20 protein-coding genes, 1 pseudogene and 1 riboswitch are annotated in these 19612 nt (G+C 67.8%); of the genes and pseudogenes, 8 read left to right on the forward strand and 13 right to left on the reverse strand.

Annotated features, from left to right (window positions below; all coding sequences use genetic code 11):
• Positions 1-1191: a thiolase family protein gene (locus ACQ86A_RS05960; protein WP_431279667.1), complete on the forward strand. Its 1191-nt coding sequence runs from the start codon at positions 1-3 to the stop codon at positions 1189-1191.
• Positions 1192-1237: 46 nt separating this feature from the next.
• Complete coding sequence (locus ACQ86A_RS05965; protein WP_431279668.1) at positions 1238-1999, forward strand: 3-hydroxyacyl-CoA dehydrogenase; 762 nt, start codon at positions 1238-1240, stop codon at positions 1997-1999.
• 89 nt (positions 2000-2088) lie between these two features.
• Here ACQ86A_RS05965 and ACQ86A_RS05970 read toward each other — a convergent pair.
• Positions 2089-3530 (reverse strand): annotated as a pseudogene (locus ACQ86A_RS05970) (helix-turn-helix domain-containing protein).
• A 113-nt stretch (positions 3531-3643) separates the two neighbouring features.
• Between ACQ86A_RS05970 and ACQ86A_RS05975 the strand changes: the two are divergent.
• Positions 3644-5485 carry a phosphoenolpyruvate carboxykinase (GTP) gene (locus ACQ86A_RS05975; RefSeq protein ID WP_431279669.1) on the forward strand — a complete coding sequence of 614 codons (1842 nt, stop codon included), beginning with the start codon at positions 3644-3646 and terminating at the stop codon, positions 5483-5485.
• A 188-nt stretch (positions 5486-5673) separates the two neighbouring features.
• On the opposite strand, the gene ACQ86A_RS05980 is transcribed toward ACQ86A_RS05975, so the two are convergent.
• The 3 genes from ACQ86A_RS05980 to ACQ86A_RS05990 form a co-directional block, all read right to left on the reverse strand.
• Positions 5674-7338: an ABC transporter ATP-binding protein gene (locus ACQ86A_RS05980; protein ID WP_431279670.1), complete on the reverse strand. Its 1665-nt coding sequence runs from the start codon at positions 7336-7338 to the stop codon at positions 5674-5676.
• Positions 7242-7694: a hypothetical protein gene (locus ACQ86A_RS05985; protein ID WP_431279671.1), complete on the reverse strand. Its 453-nt coding sequence runs from the start codon at positions 7692-7694 to the stop codon at positions 7242-7244. The genes ACQ86A_RS05980 and ACQ86A_RS05985 overlap by 97 nt, the downstream gene beginning before the upstream one ends.
• 107 nt (positions 7695-7801) lie before the next feature.
• Positions 7802-8017 carry a hypothetical protein gene (locus tag ACQ86A_RS05990; RefSeq protein ID WP_431279672.1) on the reverse strand — a complete coding sequence of 72 codons (216 nt, stop codon included), beginning with the start codon at positions 8015-8017 and terminating at the stop codon, positions 7802-7804.
• 113 nt (positions 8018-8130) lie between these two features.
• On the opposite strand from ACQ86A_RS05990, the gene ACQ86A_RS05995 reads away from it, so the two are divergent.
• The 4 genes from ACQ86A_RS05995 (at position 8131) to ACQ86A_RS06010 (ending at position 11478) form a co-directional block, all read left to right on the forward strand.
• Entirely contained in the window at positions 8131-8802 is a 672-nt protein-coding gene (locus ACQ86A_RS05995) for a GAP family protein (RefSeq protein WP_431279673.1), read from the forward strand.
• A gap of 78 nt (positions 8803-8880) precedes the next feature.
• The gene (locus tag ACQ86A_RS06000) at positions 8881-9807 is read left to right on the forward strand and encodes an ABC transporter ATP-binding protein (RefSeq protein ID WP_431279674.1); all 927 of its coding nucleotides are present in this window, start codon (positions 8881-8883) and stop codon (positions 9805-9807) included.
• Positions 9804-10562, forward strand: a complete 759-nt coding sequence (locus ACQ86A_RS06005) for an ABC transporter permease (protein WP_431279675.1) — start codon at positions 9804-9806, stop codon at positions 10560-10562. The genes ACQ86A_RS06000 and ACQ86A_RS06005 overlap by 4 nt, the downstream gene beginning before the upstream one ends.
• Before the next feature lie 136 nt (positions 10563-10698).
• Positions 10699-11478, forward strand: a complete 780-nt coding sequence (locus ACQ86A_RS06010) for an ABC transporter permease (protein ID WP_431280384.1) — start codon at positions 10699-10701, stop codon at positions 11476-11478.
• On the opposite strand, the gene ACQ86A_RS06015 is transcribed toward ACQ86A_RS06010, so the two are convergent.
• From ACQ86A_RS06015 to ACQ86A_RS06030, 4 genes are read right to left on the reverse strand one after another with little or no spacing between them, the layout of a single operon-like run.
• Positions 11475-11774 (reverse strand): putative quinol monooxygenase, encoded by a 300-nt coding sequence (locus tag ACQ86A_RS06015; protein WP_431279676.1) that lies wholly within the window; start codon positions 11772-11774, stop codon positions 11475-11477. The genes ACQ86A_RS06010 and ACQ86A_RS06015 overlap by 4 nt on opposite strands.
• Positions 11774-12238 (reverse strand): SRPBCC domain-containing protein, encoded by a 465-nt coding sequence (locus ACQ86A_RS06020; protein WP_431279677.1) that lies wholly within the window; start codon positions 12236-12238, stop codon positions 11774-11776. Before ACQ86A_RS06020 ends, ACQ86A_RS06015 begins: the two co-directional genes overlap by 1 nt.
• Positions 12235-12582, reverse strand: coding sequence for an ArsR/SmtB family transcription factor (locus tag ACQ86A_RS06025; RefSeq protein ID WP_431279678.1), 348 nt, complete (start codon positions 12580-12582; stop codon positions 12235-12237). Before ACQ86A_RS06025 ends, ACQ86A_RS06020 begins: the two co-directional genes overlap by 4 nt.
• Before the next feature lie 39 nt (positions 12583-12621).
• The gene (locus tag ACQ86A_RS06030) at positions 12622-13959 is read right to left on the reverse strand and encodes an MFS transporter (RefSeq protein WP_431279679.1); all 1338 of its coding nucleotides are present in this window, start codon (positions 13957-13959) and stop codon (positions 12622-12624) included.
• A 166-nt stretch (positions 13960-14125) separates the two neighbouring features.
• On the opposite strand from ACQ86A_RS06030, the gene ACQ86A_RS06035 reads away from it, so the two are divergent.
• Positions 14126-14626 (forward strand): DUF2269 family protein, encoded by a 501-nt coding sequence (locus ACQ86A_RS06035; RefSeq protein ID WP_431279680.1) that lies wholly within the window; start codon positions 14126-14128, stop codon positions 14624-14626.
• A 321-nt stretch (positions 14627-14947) separates the two neighbouring features.
• Here ACQ86A_RS06035 and ribH read toward each other — a convergent pair whose 3' ends face one another.
• From ribH to ACQ86A_RS06060, 5 genes are all read right to left on the reverse strand, one after another.
• Entirely contained in the window at positions 14948-15421 is a 474-nt protein-coding gene (ribH, locus tag ACQ86A_RS06040) for a 6,7-dimethyl-8-ribityllumazine synthase (RefSeq protein WP_431279681.1), read from the reverse strand.
• The gene (ribA, locus tag ACQ86A_RS06045) at positions 15418-16686 is read right to left on the reverse strand and encodes a GTP cyclohydrolase II (RefSeq protein ID WP_431279682.1); all 1269 of its coding nucleotides are present in this window, start codon (positions 16684-16686) and stop codon (positions 15418-15420) included. The genes ribH and ribA overlap by 4 nt, the downstream gene beginning before the upstream one ends.
• Positions 16683-17363, reverse strand: a complete 681-nt coding sequence (locus tag ACQ86A_RS06050) for a riboflavin synthase (protein WP_431279683.1) — start codon at positions 17361-17363, stop codon at positions 16683-16685. The genes ribA and ACQ86A_RS06050 overlap by 4 nt, the downstream gene beginning before the upstream one ends.
• Before the next feature lie 2 nt (positions 17364-17365).
• Positions 17366-18382: a bifunctional diaminohydroxyphosphoribosylaminopyrimidine deaminase/5-amino-6-(5-phosphoribosylamino)uracil reductase RibD gene (gene ribD, locus ACQ86A_RS06055; protein WP_431279684.1), complete on the reverse strand. Its 1017-nt coding sequence runs from the start codon at positions 18380-18382 to the stop codon at positions 17366-17368.
• Positions 18383-18517: 135 nt separating this feature from the next.
• A riboswitch (FMN riboswitch) is annotated at positions 18518-18675 on the reverse strand.
• Positions 18676-18750: 75 nt separating this feature from the next.
• Entirely contained in the window at positions 18751-19599 is an 849-nt protein-coding gene (locus tag ACQ86A_RS06060; RefSeq protein ID WP_431279685.1) for an SDR family NAD(P)-dependent oxidoreductase, read from the reverse strand.
• Positions 19600-19612 lie beyond the last annotated feature (13 nt).

Here is a 19612-nt window from a genome sequence, read left to right on the forward strand (position 1 = left end):
ATGGCCGGCACAGACGCAGTGATCGTCGACGTCATCCGCACCCCGTCGGGTCGGGGCAAGCCGGGCGGCGCGCTCTCGGACATCCACCCCGCCGACCTGCTCGCGGGTGTGCTCGTCGAGCTGCTGCACCGCAACGACCTCGACCCCGCCCTCGTCGACGATGTGATCGGGGGATGCGTCACCCAGTCGGGCGAGCAGGCCGGCAACATCACCCGCACGGCCGTGCTGAGCGCGGGCTTCCCCGACAGCGTTCCTGCCGTGACCGTCGACCGGCAGTGCGGATCGAGTCAGCAGGCGGCGGCGTTCGCGGCCCAGGGGGTGCAGGCGGGCGCCTACGACATCGTGATCGCGTGCGGTGTGGAGTCGATGAGTCGCGTGCCGCTCGGGTCGAACCTGGGCAGCGCATCCCTCGGCGGGGCATTGCTCGCGCACCGCTACCCCGACGGTCTCGTGAATCAGGGCGTCTCGGCCGAGCTCATCGCTCAACGCTGGGGGCTCGAACGGGCGGAGTTGGATGCGTTCGCCGCCCGGTCGCACGCGCACGCGGCCGCGGCCGCCGCATCCGGAGCCTTCGAGAACGAACTCGTGGCGGTGCCGACACCCGACAGCGGAAGCGTGACGGCCGACGAAACGGTTCGCCCGTCGACGACGGTGGATGGCCTCGCCGGCCTGAACCCGTCGTTCCGCACGGATGCGCTCGCTGCTCGGTTCCCGGAGCTCGACTGGCGGATCACGCCGGGCAACTCGTCGCCGCTCACCGACGGGGCGTCGGCGGCCCTCATCATGAGCGCGGCAATGGCGGAGCGGCTCGGCCTGCGCCCCCGCGCCCGCTTCCACACGTTCGCCGTCGCCGGGAGCGATCCGCTGCGGATGCTGACGGGCATCCTGCCGGCCACCCGCAAACTGCTCGACCGCAGTGGCGTGCGCCTCGACGAGATCGACGCGTACGAGGTCAACGAGGCGTTCGCGCCCATCCCGTTGCTGTGGCAGCGTGAGTTCGATGCCGACCCCGACCGGCTCAACCCGCACGGCGGCGCGATCGCCCTCGGGCACGCGCTGGGGTCGTCGGGGACGCGGCTTCTCGCGACGCTCGTGAACGAGCTCGAGGCATCGGGTGGCCGGTATGGGCTGCAGACGATGTGCGAGGGCGGCGGCACAGCCAACGCGACGCTCATCGAAATCCTCCGCTGACCTGGATTTTTCGCTCTCGCTCTCGCTCGCTCTGGAAAGGAACCCCATGAACATCGACGGATGCTCGGCCATCGTCACCGGCGGCGCCAGCGGCCTCGGCAACGCCACCGCTCACGCCCTCACGGATGCGGGAGCGCATGTCGTCGTGCTCGACCTGCCCACCTCGGAGGGCGAGAAGGCGGCGACGGCGCTCGGTCCGACGGCGCGCTTCATCGCCGCGGATGTGTCGAACGAGGAGCAGGTCCAGGCAGCCGTCGATCTGGCTGCAGAGCTCGGCTCCCTGCGGGTCGTCGTGAACTGCGCGGGAATCGCGACTCCGGGCAAGGTGCTCGGCCGCGAGGGGATCATCCCGCTCCAGCAGTTCGAGCGTGTGATCAGGGTCAACCTGATCGGAACCTTCAACGTCATCCGCCTGGCCTCCGCCGCAATGGTCAAGACCGACCCGGTGGGGGAGGAGCGCGGCGTCATCGTGAACACCGCATCCGTCGCCGCATTCGACGGCCAGATCGGTCAGCCGGCGTACTCGGCATCGAAGGGCGGAGTGGCCGCGATGACCCTGCCGATCGCCCGTGAACTCGCCCGCGACCTCATCCGGGTGATGACGATCGCGCCGGGCATCTTCGAGACTCCGATGATGGCCGGCCTGCCGCAGGCGGCGCAGGACTCCCTGGCTGCGCAGGTGCCGCATCCGTCGCGGCTCGGCAAGCCCGCGGAGTACGCGGCCCTCGTGCGCCACATCGTCGACAACCCGATGCTCAACGGCGAGGTCATCCGCCTCGACGGCGCCATCCGGATGCAGCCCAAATAGCCGCTCGCCCGGCCCAACGCAATCGAGTCCGGCCAAAATCCCCACTTCACCCTCTCGATGACGGGATTTTGGCCGGAGTCGATTGCGTTTTACGAGGCGGAGTGCGCCTCGAGGAACGAGTAGACCTCGGTGTCGTCGACGCCCGGGAACGAGCCCGACGGCAGCGGCGACAGGATGTGCGCGTGCAGCCGCGCGCTCGGCCACGCGTTCCCGGCCCAGCGGTCCGCGAGCCCCTCGGCGGGCCGTTTGCAGCACGACTCGTCGGGGCAGCGCGACTCCGCACGGGCGACCGTCTCGCGTCCGCGGAACCATTTCGCCTGGGCGAACGGCACGCCGACCGAGATCGAGAATCCGCCTGCGGAGGTCGTTCCCGTCTGGGTTGCACACCAGTACGTGCCAGCGGGAGTGTCGGTGTACTGGTACATCTCGGTTGTTCGGTTCGTGTGCGTGAAAGCGCTACGGGCGCCCCACTTGCGGCAGACGATCTGGCCTTCGATCGACCCGGTGACGTCGGTGGGCAGGGGAGCCCGTCGTTCTCGTACCCCTTGTAGAGTGCGCCGTCGTCGCCCACCCGGAGGAAGTGCAGCGTCATGTCGAGGTGGCTGGTGGCGAGGTTCGTGAGGCGCAGGGCGGCCGCTTCGTGTGTGACGCCGAACGCATCCCTGAAGTCCTCGACGGCGAGGTCGCGGTCGTGTTTCGCCTGCTGCAGAAACTCGACCGCCGCATCCCGAGGCATCAGACAGCATGCCGCGAAGTAGTTGATCTCGAGGCGCTGACGCAGGAAGTCGGCGTAGCTGTCGGGTCGCTCATGGCCGAGCAGGCGATGCGCCATCGCCTGCAGAGCCATCGAACGCAGACCGTGGCCGCCGGGGATGCTCGCCGGGGGCAGGTAGATGCGTCCGTTCGCAAGGTCGGTGATCGATCGAGCGGAGTGCGGGAGGTCGTTGACGTAGAGCAGATCGAATCCCAGCTGCTCGGCCATGACGCTCACCTCGCGGTGGGTGAGGGCGCCGTGCGTGTGTCCGGATGCGCGTACGCGCTCCTCGGCCAGCTGCTCGATCTCGGGGATGTAGTTGTTCTGCGCCCGCATCCGTTCGCGCAGTTCGGTGTTGGCGCGGCGGGCTTCTTCGGGCGTTGCGATCGCCTCGTTCGCTCGGCGGGCGAGTTCGCGGTGCAGTCCGACAACCGCTTCGAGGGTCTCGGTCGGAGTCCCCTTGGTCGGTTTGATGGCGGGGAGCCCTAGGGAGGCATAGAGGCTGCCGCGCTGCGCACGGGCGAGCTCGATCTCGAGCGCGGCACGGGCATCCGGCGGCTCTGCCGAGAGCAGGTCGGCGAGCTGCACGCCGAGCGCGCCGGCCAGGGTGGTCAGCAGCGAGATTCGCGGCTCGCGCTTGCCGTTCTCGATGAGCGAGAGCTGGCTCGGCGCGACCCCGGAGGCGGCGCCGAGGTCGTCGAGGGTGAGCCCTGCCTTTGTACGGAAGTGACGGATGCGGTGGCCGAGCGTCGTCGCGTCGGCGGTGGACGAGTCCATCCCTTCACGATAGCTAAAGAATGCCGATTCTTTCCAGAGAATTCTTCCGTCGGTCCGTCATTTCCTCTCGCATGGTGGATGTACAGACATTCTTGCGATCGAGAGGAACCGGAATGACCATCGCCGAGCTGCCGCTCACGGATCTCGACTTCGAACCCGAATCCCGAGGACTCGAGGCCCTGCGCGCCTGGGTCGCCGACATCGCCGCACTCACCGAGCCCGACTCGGTCGAGTGGTGCGACGGGTCGCTCGTCGAGGGTGACCGCCTCACCAAACTGCTCGTGGCGGAGGGCAAGCTCATCCGGCTGAACCCCGAGTGGCGGCCGAACAGCTTTCTGGCGCGCACCGATCCGGGCGACGTGGCCCGGGTCGAGGACCGCACCTACATCTGCTCGACGGACGAGGCGGATGCCGGCCCGACCAACAACTGGCGAGCCCCGGCCGAGATGCGCGCAGAGCTGCGAGGCGTCTTCGAGGGGAGCATGCGCGGACGCACGATGTACGTGGTCCCGTTCTCGATGGGTCCGCTCGGCGGCCCGATCTCGCAACTCGGGGTTCAGGTCACCGACTCGGCTTACGTCGCGGTCAGCCTCGGGATGATGACCCGCGTCTCATCCGGAGTGCTCGACCTCATCGACGCCGGGCAGCCGTGGGTCGCCACCGTGCACAGCGTCGGGTACCCGCTGACGGATGCGCGCGACCGGCAGCGCGACGACGTCGCGTGGCCGTGCAACGAGACGAAGTACATCGTTCAGTTCCCCGAGTCGCGCGAGATCTGGTCTTACGGATCCGGGTACGGCGGCAACGCCATCCTGGCCAAGAAGTGCTTCGCGCTGCGCATCGCCTCGGTGATGGCGAGGGATGAGGGCTGGCTCGCCGAGCACATGCTGATCGTGAAGGTCACCTCGCCCGAGGGCAAGGCGTACCACGTGGCCGCGGCGTTCCCGTCGGCGTGCGGCAAGACGAACCTCGCGATGCTGCGGCCGAGCATCCCGGGCTGGACGGTCGAGACGATCGGGGACGACATCGCCTGGCTGCGGCAGGGCCCGGACGGGCGTCTGCGGGCGATCAACCCCGAGGCCGGATTCTTCGGCGTCGCGCCTGGGACCGGGCCGGGGACGAATGCGACCGCAGTGGACACCCTCTGGGGCAACACGATCTTCACCAACGTCGCTCTGCGCGACGACGGCGACGTTTGGTGGGAGGGCCTCAGCGAGGAGCCTCCTGCGCACCTGATCGACTGGCGCGGCGAGGACTGGACGCCGGAGTCGGGACGGCCGGCAGCGCATCCCAACTCCCGGTTCACGGTCTCGGCGGCACAGTGCCCGGCGATCGCGGACGACTGGGATGCGTTCGACGGCGTGCCGATCGACGCGATCCTGTTCGGCGGGCGGCGCGCCACGAACGTGCCCCTGGTCGCGCAGGCCCGCGACTGGAAGCACGGGGTCTTCCTCGGAGCGACGATCTCGTCGGAGCAGACCGCGGCGGCCGAGGGCACGGTCGGCGAACTGCGCCGCGACCCCTTCGCGATGCTGCCGTTCTGCGGCTACAACATGGCCGACTACTGGGGCCACTGGCTCAGGATGGGCGACAAGCTCGGGTCGAACGCGCCCGCGGTGTTCCAGGTGAACTGGTTCCGCAAGGGCGAGGGCGGTTCGTACCTCTGGCCGGGATTCGCCGAGAACGCGCGCGTGATTGAGTGGATCGTGCGTCGGGTCGAGGGCTCGCTGGGGGCGATGGATGCGCCGATCGGCCGCCTGCCGATCCCCGGCGATCTGAACGTCGACGGGTTGGACCTGCCGACTGCGGATGTGGACGCGCTGTTCGCGGTGGACCGTGCATCCTGGCTCGCCGAATGCGACCTCACCGAGGAGTTCTTCGCCCGCTTCGGCACCCGCGTCCCGCCCGCCCTACGCGCCGAACTCGCCTCGCTGCGCTACCACCTCCGCGCGTGACCGCTCGCGCTCGCTCCGCTCCGCGTGCTGCGCTCGCGCCGCTCTCGCTCCGCTCGCGCTCGCAAACGCAATCGAGTCCGGGAGAAATCCCGCTTCGGGAGCCCCGATAGCGGCATTTCTCCCGGACTCGATTGCGTTGGACGCGAGCGCCGCGCCGCGGAGCGGAGCGGAGCGAGCGCGAGCAGGCGCTAGACGAGGAGCTGGTGCTTCGCGAGGTCGCGGTAGAGCGGCGTCGAGACGACGAGTTCGGAGTGCGTTCCCGAGCCGATGACCTGGCCGTGGTCGAGCACGACGATCTGGTCTGAGTCGACGACCGTCGAGAGACGGTGCGCGATCACGATCAGCGTGCGATCCACCGCGACGGCGTCGATCGCCTCCCGCATCATCTGCTCGTTGCGTCCGTCGAGGCTGGACGTCGACTCGTCGAGCAACAGCACGGGCGCGGCCGAGAGCAGCGCGCGAGCGATCGCCAGGCGCTGACGCTCGCCGCCCGAGAGCATGATGCCGTCTTCGCCGACGGGCGCGCTCAGCCCGAGGTCGTTCCGCTCGAGCACCTCGGTGAGGTTCACAGCGTGCAGAACGTCGATGCAGTCGGCGTCGGTCGCATCTGGAGCAGCAAGCGTGAGGTTGTCGCGCAGCGAGCCGGCCAGCACCGGTGCGTCCTGCTCGACGTAGCCGATCTGCGCTCGCAGAGCGGTTCGGTCGAGCGTGCGCACGTCGAGCCCGCCGAACCGCACCTCACCGGCGGTGGGGTCGTAGAAGCGCTCGACGAGGGCCAGGATGGTCGACTTCCCCGCCCCGGACGGCCCCACCAGCGCAGTGCGCTTGCCCCGAGGCGCCGCGAAGCTGACCCCGTGCAGAACGCCGCCGTGCGGTCGCGCGTCGGCATCCGGAGACCCGAGCCCTGCCGCCGCTTCGGCCTCCGCCACGGTGTCTGCGCCCTCGAAAGCCTCGACGACCGCGCGCTCGACGGATGCGTTCGCACCGCGCGCCACCCGCGCACGTGCCCCGCCATCCAAACCATCCGCCGCGCCGCCATCCGCTGCGCCGTCAGCTGCACCGCTCCGAACCGCGCCGTCAGGATACGCGAACCGCACGTCCACGAACTCGATAGCCGGGGCCTCGGGCGCTAGTCCCTCGTTCGCAGCACCCACCGTCATCGCCAACGGAGCGATCTCGCGGTCGAACTGGTCCTCCGACGGAAGGTCGATGATCTCCTGGATCCGTCCCAGCGCGCCCAGCGCCGAGTTCACCGCCGTGAGCGCTCCGAACGCCTGTCCGAGCGGCAGGATCATCATGAACAGGAACAGGATGAACGCCACCAGGTTCGCGACCGTGATCGCCCCGCTCGCGACGCGGTATCCGCCGACACCGAGCACGACCAGGAACGAGACCTGCATGGCGATCCCCGCCACCGGAACCACCAGCGATGAGATCTTGGCCACCTTGATGCCCATCTGCCACGCGCCCTGGGCGTCCGCCTCGACCGCCGCGATCTCGCGTTCGGTCGCGTTGGATGCGCGGATCGTGCGCACCGAGCTGATCGCCCGCTCGACGGACGCCGCGAGGTCGCCCACCTTGGTCTGAGCCTTCTGGCTGGCGACCCGGATGCGCCCCGACAGCAGGGTGACGACCACGATCGACACCGCGATCACCAGCACCGTCAGCCCCAGCAGCACCGGGTCGATGATGAGCATGGCGATGAGCGCTCCGATGAACGTGAGCGCCCCGCCGATCGCCTCGACGAGACCCTGCGTCAGCACGGCGCGCAGCAGCGTCGTGTCCGAGCCGACCCGCGAGACGAGGTCGCCCGTTCGCCGGGTGTCGAACTCGCTGATCGGGAGGCGCAGCATCCGGCCCACGAGCCGGCGCCGGGAGGAGAGCACCACTCCTCACCTGTGCGCTGCAGCAGGTAGTGCTGGTAGCCCGAGATGAGGGCCGAGACCACGACGAGGGCCACCAGCAGCCAGACCAGAGGGCCAAGCGGATCGCCCTTGCCGACGATGTCGATCACCTGCGAGACGAGCAGCGGCTGCGCGAGGCTCGCGGCGGCGCCAAGGATGCTCAGCACGACGACGACCGCCAGTACGCCCCGATGTTCGAACAGGTAGGGCAGCAATTGGCTGAATTTGGCGCGCGGTCCTTCGTCGCCGTCCTTGCCCGGGCGGCCGAGTCGGCGGCGCGATCGTGTGGTCTGTTCGGTGCTCATGGGGTTCTCGTTCGTTTCTGGCTCGGCGGTTTCGAGTGCTGGGTTCAGGATGCGGGAGCTTCCGGATGCGTGGGTTCGACGCCCGGGTTCAGGATGCGCGCATCCCGCTACATTCGACCGTACTTCTTATGGACCGCTTGTTTGCTGACACCGAGTGCGAGCGCGATGAGCTGCCAGGTGGCGTTGGCGTTGCGAGCGCGCCGCACGGCGACCGATTCGACCCGGTCGAGCTCCCGGTGCAGCTTGGCGATCGCCCGGAGGGCGACGATCGGATCGTCCGACCCGGCGTCGCCGGCGAGGGTGTGTATCGTGCTGACGTCCATGTCGTCAACGTTAGTTGACCGCCGAGCACCCCGTCAACTCTGGTTGACTTCGCCTCTGGCGAACGCGGCTCCGGGCGGTGTAGGTTCGCGTCAACCGGTCGAGAGGGGTAGACGTGAACGGTGTCATCGGCGACATACTGCCCAGTGCTCTGGGAATCGCGATCAGCCCCATCCCGATCATCGCGGCGATCCTCATGCTGCTGTCGCCGAAGGCCCGCGGCACGAGCGTCGGGTTCATGGTCGGTTGGATTCTCGGCATCGTCGTAGCGGTGGTCGTCTTCACCTTGCTCTCGGCGATCATCCCGGCCGCCGATCCGTCGGCGTCGAAGCCGGTCGCGGGGGTCATCAAGATCCTGCTCGGGCTCGGGCTGCTCCTGCTGGCGTGGAGTCAGTGGCGCAAGCGTCCTCATGCGGGTGAGGCGGCCGCGACGCCGAAATGGATGTCCGCCATCGACACGATGAAGCCGGTCGCTGCGCTCGGGCTGGGCTTTTTGCTGGCCGCGGTCAACCCGAAGAACCTGCTGATGGCGGTCGCCGGAGGCCTCGCGATCGGCGCATCCGGACTCCAGGCGTGGCAGCAGACGATCGCGATCGTCATCTTCGTGCTCGTCGCTGCCTGCACCGTCGTGGTTCCGATCGTCGCCTATCTCATCGCCGCGAAGCGGATGGCCGGCCCGCTGGACGCCCTCCGCGGCTGGCTGCTCGCCAACAACGCCACGATCATGACCGTGCTGCTCCTCGTCATCGGCGTCGTACTCATCGGCAAGGGGATCGCCAGCTTCTGAGCCGAGCCGAGCCGAGCCGAGCGGAGCCGCACCGGGCAGCCCTGACAATGTCGTCGGCGCGGGCTACAGTTCTGAACTATGCCGACGCCCGTCATCACAGCGAACAACCTTGTCAAAAAGTACAAGGAGTTCGCCGCCGTCAACGGAATCTCCTTCGAGGTGGCTCCGGGGGAGTCGTTCGGGCTGCTCGGTCCGAACGGGGCAGGCAAATCGACGACGATGCGGATGGTCGGGGCGGTGTCGACGCGCACGGAGGGCGATCTGAGCATCCTGGGTCTCGACCCCAACAGATACGGTCCCGAGATCCGTTCGCAACTGGGCGTCGTGCCCCAGGCGGACAACCTCGACATGGAACTGCGCGTACGCGACAACCTCATCGTCTACGGCCGGTACTTCGGTCTGCCGACCTCGCACGTGCGCAAGCGGGCGGATGAGCTGCTCGCGTTCGCTGAGCTCGAAGACAAGGCGAAGGCAAAGGTCGACGACCTGTCCGGCGGCATGAAGCGAAGGCTCACGATCGCGCGAGCGTTGATCAACGATCCTCGCATCCTTCTGCTCGACGAACCGACCACCGGCCTCGACCCGCAGGCGCGGCACATCCTGTGGGACAGGCTGTTCCGGCTCAAGGAACAAGGCACCACGCTCGTGCTCACCACGCACTACATGGATGAGGCCGAGCAGCTCTGCGACCGTCTGGTCGTGGTGGACAAGGGCACGATCATGGCCGAGGGATCGCCGGCCACGCTTATCCGTCAATACTCGTCGCGTGAAGTCCTCGAGGTGAGGTTCGGATCGGAGCGTAACGCCGAGGTCGCTCAGCAGCTGGAGGGGATCGGCGAGCGGGTGGAGGTGCTGCCCGATCGCATCCTGGTCTACAGCGACAACGGCGAGGCCGAGCTCGTGAAGATCACCGAGCGCGGCCTGCATCCGATGACGAGCTTGGTGCGTCGTTCGAGTCTCGAAGACGTCTTCCTGCGCCTGACAGGCCGGAGCCTGATCGAATGACCGAGACGACCACAACGCTCGCCGAGGAGACGCGAGAGGCGCTCGTCGGCGCTGTGAAGCCGCGGCGATTCGGTGCCTGGTACATCGCCGAGCATCGCTTCCGCGTGATGCGCTCGTACTTGCAGACGCTCCTGCTCACCGCTTTCGGCTACCCGCTGCTGTACCTCTTCGCGATGGGCATCGGCCTGGGCGGGCTCGTCAGTCAGAACCTCGGCGACGAGGGCGTCGGCGGGGTGAGCTACCTCGTGTTCGTCGCGCCGGCTCTGCTCTGCACGGCCGCCGTCACGGTCGCGAGCGAAGAGTTCACCTACCCGGTGATGCTCGGCTTCAAGTGGAATCCGACCTTCTACGGGATGAACGCGGCACCGATCGCGCCCGGCCAGATCATCGACGGCATCGTCATCTCGGTGGCCGCGCGCCTCCTCACCGCAAGCGTGATCTACTACGTGATCATGCTGGTCTTCGGCGCGTCGCCGTCGCCGCTCGGCTTCCTCGCGATCCTCGTCGCAACCCTCGGCGGCCTGGCGTTCGGCACCCTGATCATGGCCTACGTGTCGACGCTCGAGCAAGACACGGGGCAGCTCGCGCTGGTGATGCGTTTCGTCCTCCTGCCGATGACGCTCTTCTCGGGAACGTTCTTCCCGCTGAGCGCGATGCCGTGGTTCCTCCAGTGGATCGGCTGGCTCTCGCCCTGTGGCACGCAGCCCAGCTGTCGCGCGTCTTCACCTACGGGGCCGCCGAGCCGATCTGGTTGACCGTGACGCACATCCTGTACCTCGTCGCGCTCTTCGTGGTCTTCTGGATGTGGGCCCGCCGGATCGCTGCGAGGAGGCTGAACAAGTGACCTCCACCGAGCAGCAGCTGATTCCCGCGGTCGCCGGTGTTCGGCCGATGCGTTCGCTCTACGCCGGCAACGCCACCTCCGTGATGCAGCGCGGCTGGTTGGCGACGCGCAGCACCAACTGGCTCGTCGTGGTGAGCGGCTTCTTCGAGCCGATCTTCTACCTGCTCTCGCTCGGGATCGGTCTGGGCTCGCTGGTGGGAACGGTCACGACCTCGTCGGGGGAGCCGGTGCCGTACGCCGCGTTCATCGCGCCGGCGCTGTTGGCCACATCTGCCATGAATGGAGCGGTCTACGACTCGACGTGGAACGTCTTCTTCAAGATGCACTTCGCCAAGCTCTACGAGGGGATGCTGTCGACCTCGCTTGGTCCGCTCGACGTAGCGCTCGGCGAGATTCTGCTTGCGCTGCTGCGAGGTGCGTTCTACGCGGTGGGCTTCATGCTGGTGATGCAGCTGCTCGGACTGAACCTGTCGTGGTGGGCAATCCTCGCTCTGCCCGCCGTACTGCTGATCGCCTTCGGCTTCGCCAGCTTCGGGATGGGCGTCACCAGCTACATGAAGACGTTCCAGCAGATGGACTGGATCAACTTCGTCATGCTGCCGATGTTCCTGCTCTCGGCGACGTTCTACCCGATCACGGTCTACCCGCAGTGGGCGCAATACTTCATCCAGGCGATGCCGCTCTGGCACGGCGTCGAACTCGTCCGCGGCCTGACGACCGGGGCGGTGAACATCGGGATGCTCTGGCACGTGCTGTACTTCGCCGTGATGATCGTGCTGGGGCTGGTGCTCACCACACGGCGGCTTCGGGCACTGTTCCTCGACTAGCTTCCGTCGCCCTCGCCGTCGATCTCCAGATGCATCACATCGGGCGGGGATGCGCACCACACGTCGAACGGGTCGTCGGCCACGACCGCGAACACCTGGTCGTGCGACGCCTCGAAGGCTTCGCGAGACTCCCAGAGAGCGATGCCGACCATCCTGTCGCCGTCGGATTCGTCCCACGCGTCGACCCGGACGATTCCCGGGCACGCGCGAGCCGCCGCATCCACCCGCCGCATCGATGCTCGCAACTCGTCGCGGTACTCGGGTCGCGGAAAGTGGATCGCCAGGTGGGTGAACATCAGGCCGCGCCGGCGTTCGCCTCGTCGACGAACCAGCCCAGCAGCTCGTTCCAGCCCGCCGTGTAACCGCCCGCGCCGGCGTTCGCCTGCGTAATCGTGCCCCATCCACCGTGGCGCACGGTCACGGCCGTGCCACCGTCGACGGCCTCGAACCGCACGTCGACGGTCGTCACGCCGTCGACGTTCCAGGATTGCTCGCGCCAGGTGAAGGTGAGGCGTTCGCCGGGCTCCCAGGCCGTCACCCGGCCGATCTCGTATGCGCCGTCTTCGTAGATCTCCTGGAGGCGTCCGCCGACACCGGGTTCGAACTCGAGCCGTTGCCCACGTTCGCTGTCGTTCCAGTAGATCGTCCCGCGGTGCCACCACGTGCCGATGTTCTCCGTGAAGACGCGGAACGCTCGGTCGGGGTCGGCCGTGACGGTCGTGGTGGCGACGGCTTCGTCGCTCGTCGTGGTGTCGCTCATTGCTCTGTCCTTCCCAGTTCGCCGGCTTCGGATTCGTCGACTGCCCGGCTGAACGCATCCAGCCGGTCCCGCCAGAACGCCTGCACCTGGTCGAGCCAGGCGCCGAGGTCGCCGAACGGTTCCTGCCGCAGTCGATACACCTTGACGCGAGCGTCGTCGTCGACCCGGACCTCTTCGATGAGTCCGGCCTGGCGGAGCACACGCAGGTGACGGCTGATGGTGGGCGCGGCAACGGGGAAGCTGTCGGCGACGGCTCCTGCGCGCATCGGCTGCTGGACCAGAAGTTCGACTATGCGCCTCCTGGTCGGGTCGGCCAGCGCATCCCACACCACATCATTAGCCACATCGTTAATATATAGCGACTTGGCTAAGTATGTAAGAGGTCAGCTCACATTCTCGGCGAAGTCGATGTCGCGGGTCTCTTTGCTGAGCAGCAACGCGATCAGGGTGAGCACTCCAGCGAGACTGAGGTAGATGCCGACCCAGATCGTGCTGCCGTCGGCGAGGGTCCACAGCCAGACCGCGATCGTGGGTGCGACCGCTGCACCGAGCACGCTCGAGAGGTTGTAACTGATGGCTGAGCCGGTGTAGCGCACGTTCGTGGGGAAGAGCTCGGGCAGCTCTGCGCCCATCGGGCCGAACGTCAGCCCCATGAGTGTGAATCCGACGATGAGCAACGCCATGGTCCCGATGAAGCCGCCGCCGAAGAGGGGCACGAAGAGGAGGCCGAACACGATGATCCCGATCGTCACCCAGATCAGCGTCTTGCGCCGACCGTACCGCTCAGCCAGCGGGCCGGCGACCAAGGTGAAGATGCCGAAGAACACGACGCCGACGATGAGCATGATGAGGAACTCGTTGCGGCTGTAGCCGAGACCCGCGGGCTTCGCGGACGTGCCGTAGGTGAGCGTGAAAGCGGTCATCAGGTAGAAGAGCACATACGTCGCGAGCATGATGAACGTGCCCAGGATGATCTGCCGCCAGCTGGTTCGGAAGACCCGGGCGAGAGGCAGCTTGGCGACCTCGCCGGTGTCGACCACCTTCTGGAACGCCGGCGTCTCGACGAGCTTGAGCCGCACGTAAAGACCGACGATCACGAGCACGGCGCTCAGCAGGAACGGGATGCGCCAGCCCCACGCCGCGAAAGCGTCCGCGCTGATCGTCAGGTTCAGGATGAGGAACAGCACGTTCGCGACGATGAACCCGATCGGCGCGCCCATCTGCGGGAAGGTCCCGTAGATCGCGCGCTTCCCGGCGGGAGCGTTCTCGGTGGCCAGCAGGGCCGCGCCGCTCCACTCGCCGCCGAGGCCCAGGCCCTGGCAGAACCGCATCACGACGAGCAGGAACGGAGCCCAGAACTCCCATCCGGGGGCCTGTGCCGTGGGCAGGCATCCGATCAGCACCGTGGCGATGCCCATCGTCAGCAGGGAGCCGACGAGTGTGCCCTTGCGCCCGATCCTGTCGCCGAAGTGACCGAAGAGAATCGACCCGATCGGTCGCGCGATGAACGCGACACCGAAGACCGCGAACGAGGCGAGGAGGGCGGTGGTCGGGTCCTCGTTCGTGAAGAACAGCGACGGGAACACGAGCACGGCGGCGGTCGCGTAGACGTAGAAGTCGTAGAACTCGATCGAGGTGCCGATGAGGCTGGCGAGGACGACCCGGCCGCGGGTGTTCGCGGTGGCCGGGGTGGTCGAGGTGACGGAGGCCGTCGAAGACATGCGGAGCTACTTCCAGGTACGGGTGCGGACGGCCGGACGAGTACGGGCGTCGGTCGGGCGTCGACTCGAATCCGGCGGTGGAGAAGAAGAGCTGCTTGTGGCGGCATTTCAGCCTACGTCACCCATTCGAGGGTCGCGAAATCACGTCGCTCGCTAGGCTGGATGCATGGATACTCTGTTCGCGATTCTGCACGTCGTCACGGCCGTCTTCATCGTCGGTCCGATGGCGATCATCCCCATGACGGCGATGCGCGCTGTTCGCGCGGGCAATGCTTCGCAGGTGCGCACGCTCGCGAAGTCGACGAATCTGCTCTCGCTGCTGTCGTTGCTGACGGTGCTGTTCGGCTTCGCGGTGATGGGAATGAGCGACCCCAAGTTCAATCTCTCGGTGACGACCCCGTGGATCCTGTGGTCGATCATCGCCTACCTCGTGGCGCTCGCCCTGACGCTCTTCGTGGTCGTCCCGACCATGCGCAGGGCCGCGGATGCGCTCGACTCCGTCCCCGCCGCCGCCGCTCCCGCCGCCGCCGCCGCCGCCGCCGCGGCACCTGCTCCCGCCGCTGCCGCTACCGCTGATTCGCGCGGCTACCCCGCGATCGCCGCCGCCTCCGGCGTCGCCTCCCTGCTCCTCCTCCTCGTCGTAGTCCTCATGGTCTGGAAACCCTGACGCTCTGCTCCGCGCTCTCGCGCTCGCGCTCCGCGCGCTCGCGCTCGCGCTCCGCGCTCCGCGCTCGCGCTCCGCGCTCCGCGCTCGACAAACGCAATCGAGTCCGGGAGAAATGCCCCTAAATCCACGATTTAGCGGGCTTTCTCCCGGACTCGATCTCAATTAGGCCGCGAACGCGCGCGACTCGATTCGATTCGACGCACTCGTCTCGGGAAAGCAATCGAGTCCGGGAGAAGTCCCCCTAAGATCGCGGTTTAGCGGGATTCTTACCGGACTCGATTGCGTTTCGAACGCGAGCGCAGCGAGCGGAGCGCGAGCGCGCTAGCGCAGCGAGCGCAGCGTCAGCGCCGTCGTCAGCGCAGCGTGGGCGGCCTCGGCGCCCTTGTCCTCGCGGGAGTCGGGGAGGCCCGCGCGGTCGAGGCCCTGGGCCTCGTCGTCGAGAGTGAGCACGCCGAAGCCGACGGGCTTGCCCGTGTCGAGCGCGACGCGCGTCAGGCCGTCGGTAGCAGCCGACGACACGTACTCGAAGTGGGGTGTGCCACCGCGGATGATCACGCCGAGCGCGACCACCGCATCCGCCCCCGACTCGAGTGCCACCTTGCTGACCACGGGGAGCTCGAAGCTTCCCGGAACCCGCACGACGCTGTAGTCGGCACCGGATGCGCTGAGCGTGCGCTCGGCGCCCGCGATCAGCCCGTCGGTGATCTCTTCGTGCCAGGTTCCGGCGACGACGACGACCCTGAGGCCGCTCCCGTCGATCTGTTCTTCGCTGTTCGGGGCTCCTGCTCCGCTCATCGTGTGGTCCTCTCCGCTGCGATCTCTTCTTGGGGGATGTCGTGACCCATACGGTCACGCTTGGTCTCGAGGTAGCCCTCGTTGTACACGCCCACGCCGACGACCAGGGGAACCCTGTCCGTGACCTCGATGCCGTGCTCTTCTAGCTGGCGCACCTTCTCGGGGTTGTTGGTAAGCAGGCGCACCGACTCGATGCCCAGGTCCTGCAGGATGGCCGTGGCGGCGCGGTAGTCTCGCGCGTCGATCGGCAGGCCCAGGGCGAGGTTCGCATCGAGCGTGTCGAGGCCTTCCTCCTGCAGCTTGTACGCGCGGAGCTTGTTGATGAGCCCGATGCCGCGGCCTTCATGCCCGCGCAGGTATACGACGACTCCGCCCTCCTGCTGGATCGTGTCGAGTGCGGCATCCAGCTGCGGTCCGCACTCGCACTTGAGCGATCCGAAGGCTTCGCCGGTCAGGCACTCCGAGTGGACGCGCACCAGCGTTCCATTCGCCGACGGGTTGCCCGCGACGATCGCGACATGGTCGGCCCCGGTCATCCGGTCGCGGTACGCCCGCAGCTTGAACGGCCCGTGCGTCGTCGGCACGGTCGTCTCGACCTCGAAGATGACCCTCGAGGTCTCCGGGATGGGCGTCACCGTTTCCAGAGGCTGGTCGCAGTGGAACTCCTGCAGGTACGCGATCAGGGCTTCGATCGTGATGACCAGCACATCCTCGCGCTCACCGAGTTCGATGAGTCCGGGGAGGCGCATCATCTCGCCGTCGTCGGCGACGATCTCGGCGATGGCCGCGACCGGTGTGAGCCCGGCGAGCTTCATCAGGTCCACCGCAGCCTCCGTGTGCCCGTCGCGTTCCCGGACGCCGCCTTCGACCGCCCGGAGGGGCAGGATGTGCCCCGGCCGGTGCAGACTGCCAGGCGTCGAGTCGAGGTCGGCCAGAACGCGCAGGGTGTGCGCCCGGTCGGCGGCGCTGATGCCCGTGCTGAGCCGGTCGGCGGCGTCGACGCTCACGGTGTAGTTCGTCCCGCGCGAGTCCTCGTTGTTCGCGACCATGACGGGGAGGTTGAGGCGGTCGGCGATCTCGTTCGTCATCGGCGCGCAGATGAACCCCGACGAGTTCTTGACCGTCCAGGCGATCCATTCCTGGCTGGCGAGTTCGGCGGCGATGATCACGTCGCCTTCGTTCTCACGGCTCTCGTTGTCGGCGACGATGACCGGCTTGCCGGCACGGAGGTCGCTGAGGGCCTGAGGGATGGTGGCGAGACTCATGATGCGCTCCGCTCGGTGGCAGGGACAGGGGTGGGGTCGCTGAGCGACGACGGCAGCACGGATTCGCGTGCACCGTAGCCGAGGCCGAGCATCCGCTCGACGTGGCGGGCGAGGATGTCGGTCTCGATGTTCACTCGGTCGCCGACGGTGCGGTCGCCGAGGGTGGTGGCTTCGAGGGTCTCCGGGATGAGCGACACTTCGAACCAGCCGTCGTCCAGTCCTCCGCCGACCTCGCTCACGGTGAGGGAGACTCCGTCGATGGCGATGGACCCCTTGCGTGCGACGAGCGGGGCGTGCTCGGGGTCGAGGCTGAGCCGGACGACCCGCCACGCGCTGCCCTCGGTGATGGCGAGCACGGTGGCCGTGCCGTCGATGTGGCCCTGCACGATGTGCCCGCCGAGGCGGTCGCCGACCTGCGCCGCGCGTTCGAGGTTGACCCGACGTCCCGGCTGCACGCCGTCGAGGGTGCTCATCGCGAGTGTCTCCGCCATCACGTCCGCCGTGAAGCTCTGGGCGTCCTGGTCGATGACGGTGAGGCAGACGCCGCTGACCGAGATCGAGTCCCCGTGTTTCGCGTCGCTGACCGCGAGCGGTCCGCGGACGGTGACGCGCGCGGCATCGTCCGCCCAGTCGACCGCGGTGATCTCGCCGAGCTCTTCGATGATTCCGGTGAACATGCTCAGTTTCCTTCTTTCTGCGCCGACCCGTTGTGGGCCGGCACGGCACGGATGAGAAGATCGGCGCCCAACTGCTCGATCGACAGCACCTGGAGCTTGCGCTGCTCGTCGATGCTCGTCACCTCGATGTCGGTGAGCGCAACTCTCGGGCCGCCCAGCAGGGTCGGAGCGAGATAGATGGCGTATTCGTCGACGAGCCCCGCGGCGACGAATGCGCTCGCCAAGGTGGGACCGCCTTCGACGTAGACGCGGCGGAAGCCGCGCCCGTGGAGGTCGCGCACCAGCTCGGCCACGTCGTGGGTTCCCTCGAAGATCACGGGATGCGGGTGGTGGAACACCGCCGCTTCGCGCGGGATCGCGCGCACCCCGACCACGACCGGCGTCGGCTGCGTGGCGAGGAGCTCGCCCGCATCGCCGCGCGCCGTGAGACTGGGGTCGTCGGCCAGCACGGTTCCGGTTCCGACCACGATGGCGTCGGATGCCGCACGCTGTTCGTGCACGCGCTGGCGGGCCGCAGCGCCCGTGATCCACTTGCTCGTGCCGTCTGCCGCTGCCGTTCTGCCGTCGAGGCTGCTCGCCCACTTGACGGTGATGTACGGACGGCCGAGGGCTGCGGCGGTGAGCCAATCACCGAGAAAGGCTTCGACCTCGTCAGCGAGCACTCCGCCGACGACCTCGACGCCGGCCTCGCGCAATCGCGCGGCCCCGCCGCTCGAGGCGTGTCCCGGATCGCTGACCGCGTAGACGACGCGTGCGACTCCCGCCTCGATCAGTGCTTCAGAGCAGGGGCCTGTGTGACCGGTGTGATTGCACGGCTCGAGGGTGACGACAGCGGTCGCGCCGGAGGCTCCGCCCTCGGGAAGCTTGCTGAGCGCATCCACTTCGGCGTGCGCTGTTCCGACTCCGCGGTGCCAGCCTTCGGCGATCACCTCGCCGTGCTCGTCGAGGATGACGCAGCCCACTCGAGGGTTCACCCCGGTCGCCGGACCGTTGTGCGCCAGCTCGATCGCGGTGCGCATGTTCGCAACCCAGCGGATCGTATCGGGCGCTGCCGCATCCCACGTCATCCCAGTCGGTCCCGTCTCTCGTTCCGAGACGTTCTCCGGGGTCGAGCGACAGGAGTCACCCGCGCAGGGCGGTCGCGAACGACGCCCTGCCGTGCTGCCTCCCATCCGGACTGAGCGATCAGGCTGCTGCCTGACCCCATTACCGTCGGTGCCGGAATTCCACCGGCTCAGCAGGCCTGCTCTCGCAGTCCCGCTCGCGGACTATCACCGCCGGTTCGGACTTTCACCGACCCCGGAGCACGTTTTATGTTGTCGAGTCTAGATCAACGCGTTCGGGGGCGGTCTATTCCCACAGACTGTTACAGCGGGTGGCCGACCTGTTACGCCGGGGTGCCGACCCAACCCGAGGTGAGCCCCTGAACCGCCGACCCGTCGAGATCGGCGAGCTTGACCCCCGCGAAGCGGGTGGCTCCGACGGACGTCTGGATGCGCGCCGGCGGCTCCGCAGCGCTCAGCACGTCGATGATGACATCGGCCACGCCCTCCGCGGTCTGCGCGTTCGTCGGATCGAAAGCGGCCGCGGTGCGCTCAAGATAGGCGCGGAACGCCGGCTCGTATGGTGTCCCATCGGTCGGCTGTGCTCCCGTTGCTCCCACGTTCGCCACGAACTCCGTCGTCACCGCGCCCGGCTCGACGATCGTCACGCGCACGCCGAGGGTTGCCGCCACCGGGGTCAACGATTCGAGAAAGCCCTCGACGGCGAACTTGGCGGCGCAATACGCCTCGTTGAACGGCTGTCCGACCACGCCGCCGACGCTCGAGACGCCGATCAGTCGTCCGCGGCTCTCGCGGAGCAGCGGCATCGCGGCCTTGGTCACGGCGGCGACGCCGAAGAAGTTGACCTCCATCACGGAGCGAAGCACGTCGAGGTCTTCGACCTCCACGGTGCCGACGTGCCCGGCTCCCGCGTTGTTGAGCACTGCATCCAGTCGCCCGTATGTCGAACGGATGTGCGCGAAGCAGGCTGCGATGGAATCGGCGTCCGTCACATCCAGAGCCCGAATGTCCAGTTCGACGCCTGCTTCGGCCGCGGCCGACTCGAGTGCCGCTGCCTTGCCGAGGTCGCGCATGGTGGCGACGACGGTGAATCCGGCGCGAGCGGCTGCGACCGCGGTCGTGAGGCCGATGCCCGTCGAGGTGCCGGTGATGAGAAGGACGGATGCTGTCATGACGTCAGTCTTG

This window comes from Leifsonia poae, assembly GCF_050632195.1.
Taxonomy (GTDB): domain Bacteria; phylum Actinomycetota; class Actinomycetes; order Actinomycetales; family Microbacteriaceae; genus Leifsonia; species Leifsonia poae_C.

What these genes read in the sequence shown, in the direction of transcription:
- ACQ86A_RS05960 (WP_431279667.1), top strand. Translation starts at nt 1, where the DNA reads ATGGCCGGCACAGACGCAGTGATCGTCGACGTCATCCGCACCCCGTCG.
- ACQ86A_RS05965 (WP_431279668.1), top strand. Translation starts at nt 1,238, where the DNA reads ATGAACATCGACGGATGCTCGGCCATCGTCACCGGCGGCGCCAGCGGC.
- ACQ86A_RS05975 (WP_431279669.1), top strand. Translation starts at nt 3,644, where the DNA reads ATGACCATCGCCGAGCTGCCGCTCACGGATCTCGACTTCGAACCCGAA.
- ACQ86A_RS05980 (WP_431279670.1), bottom strand. Translation starts at nt 7,338, where the DNA reads ATGCTGCGCCTCCCGATCAGCGAGTTCGACACCCGGCGAACGGGCGAC.
- ACQ86A_RS05985 (WP_431279671.1), bottom strand. Translation starts at nt 7,694, where the DNA reads ATGAGCACCGAACAGACCACACGATCGCGCCGCCGACTCGGCCGCCCG.
- ACQ86A_RS05990 (WP_431279672.1), bottom strand. Translation starts at nt 8,017, where the DNA reads ATGGACGTCAGCACGATACACACCCTCGCCGGCGACGCCGGGTCGGAC.
- ACQ86A_RS06000 (WP_431279674.1), top strand. Translation starts at nt 8,881, where the DNA reads ATGCCGACGCCCGTCATCACAGCGAACAACCTTGTCAAAAAGTACAAG.
- ACQ86A_RS06005 (WP_431279675.1), top strand. Translation starts at nt 9,804, where the DNA reads ATGACCGAGACGACCACAACGCTCGCCGAGGAGACGCGAGAGGCGCTC.
- ACQ86A_RS06010 (WP_431280384.1), top strand. Translation starts at nt 10,699, where the DNA reads ATGCGTTCGCTCTACGCCGGCAACGCCACCTCCGTGATGCAGCGCGGC.
- ACQ86A_RS06015 (WP_431279676.1), bottom strand. Translation starts at nt 11,774, where the DNA reads ATGTTCACCCACCTGGCGATCCACTTTCCGCGACCCGAGTACCGCGAC.
- ACQ86A_RS06020 (WP_431279677.1), bottom strand. Translation starts at nt 12,238, where the DNA reads ATGAGCGACACCACGACGAGCGACGAAGCCGTCGCCACCACGACCGTC.
- ACQ86A_RS06030 (WP_431279679.1), bottom strand. Translation starts at nt 13,959, where the DNA reads ATGTCTTCGACGGCCTCCGTCACCTCGACCACCCCGGCCACCGCGAAC.
- ACQ86A_RS06035 (WP_431279680.1), top strand. Translation starts at nt 14,126, where the DNA reads ATGGATACTCTGTTCGCGATTCTGCACGTCGTCACGGCCGTCTTCATC.
- ribH (WP_431279681.1), bottom strand. Translation starts at nt 15,421, where the DNA reads ATGAGCGGAGCAGGAGCCCCGAACAGCGAAGAACAGATCGACGGGAGC.
- ribA (WP_431279682.1), bottom strand. Translation starts at nt 16,686, where the DNA reads ATGAGTCTCGCCACCATCCCTCAGGCCCTCAGCGACCTCCGTGCCGGC.
- ACQ86A_RS06050 (WP_431279683.1), bottom strand. Translation starts at nt 17,363, where the DNA reads ATGTTCACCGGAATCATCGAAGAGCTCGGCGAGATCACCGCGGTCGAC.
- ribD (WP_431279684.1), bottom strand. Translation starts at nt 18,382, where the DNA reads ATGCGCACCGCGATCGAGCTGGCGCACAACGGTCCGGCGACCGGGGTG.
- ACQ86A_RS06060 (WP_431279685.1), bottom strand. Translation starts at nt 19,599, where the DNA reads ATGACAGCATCCGTCCTTCTCATCACCGGCACCTCGACGGGCATCGGC.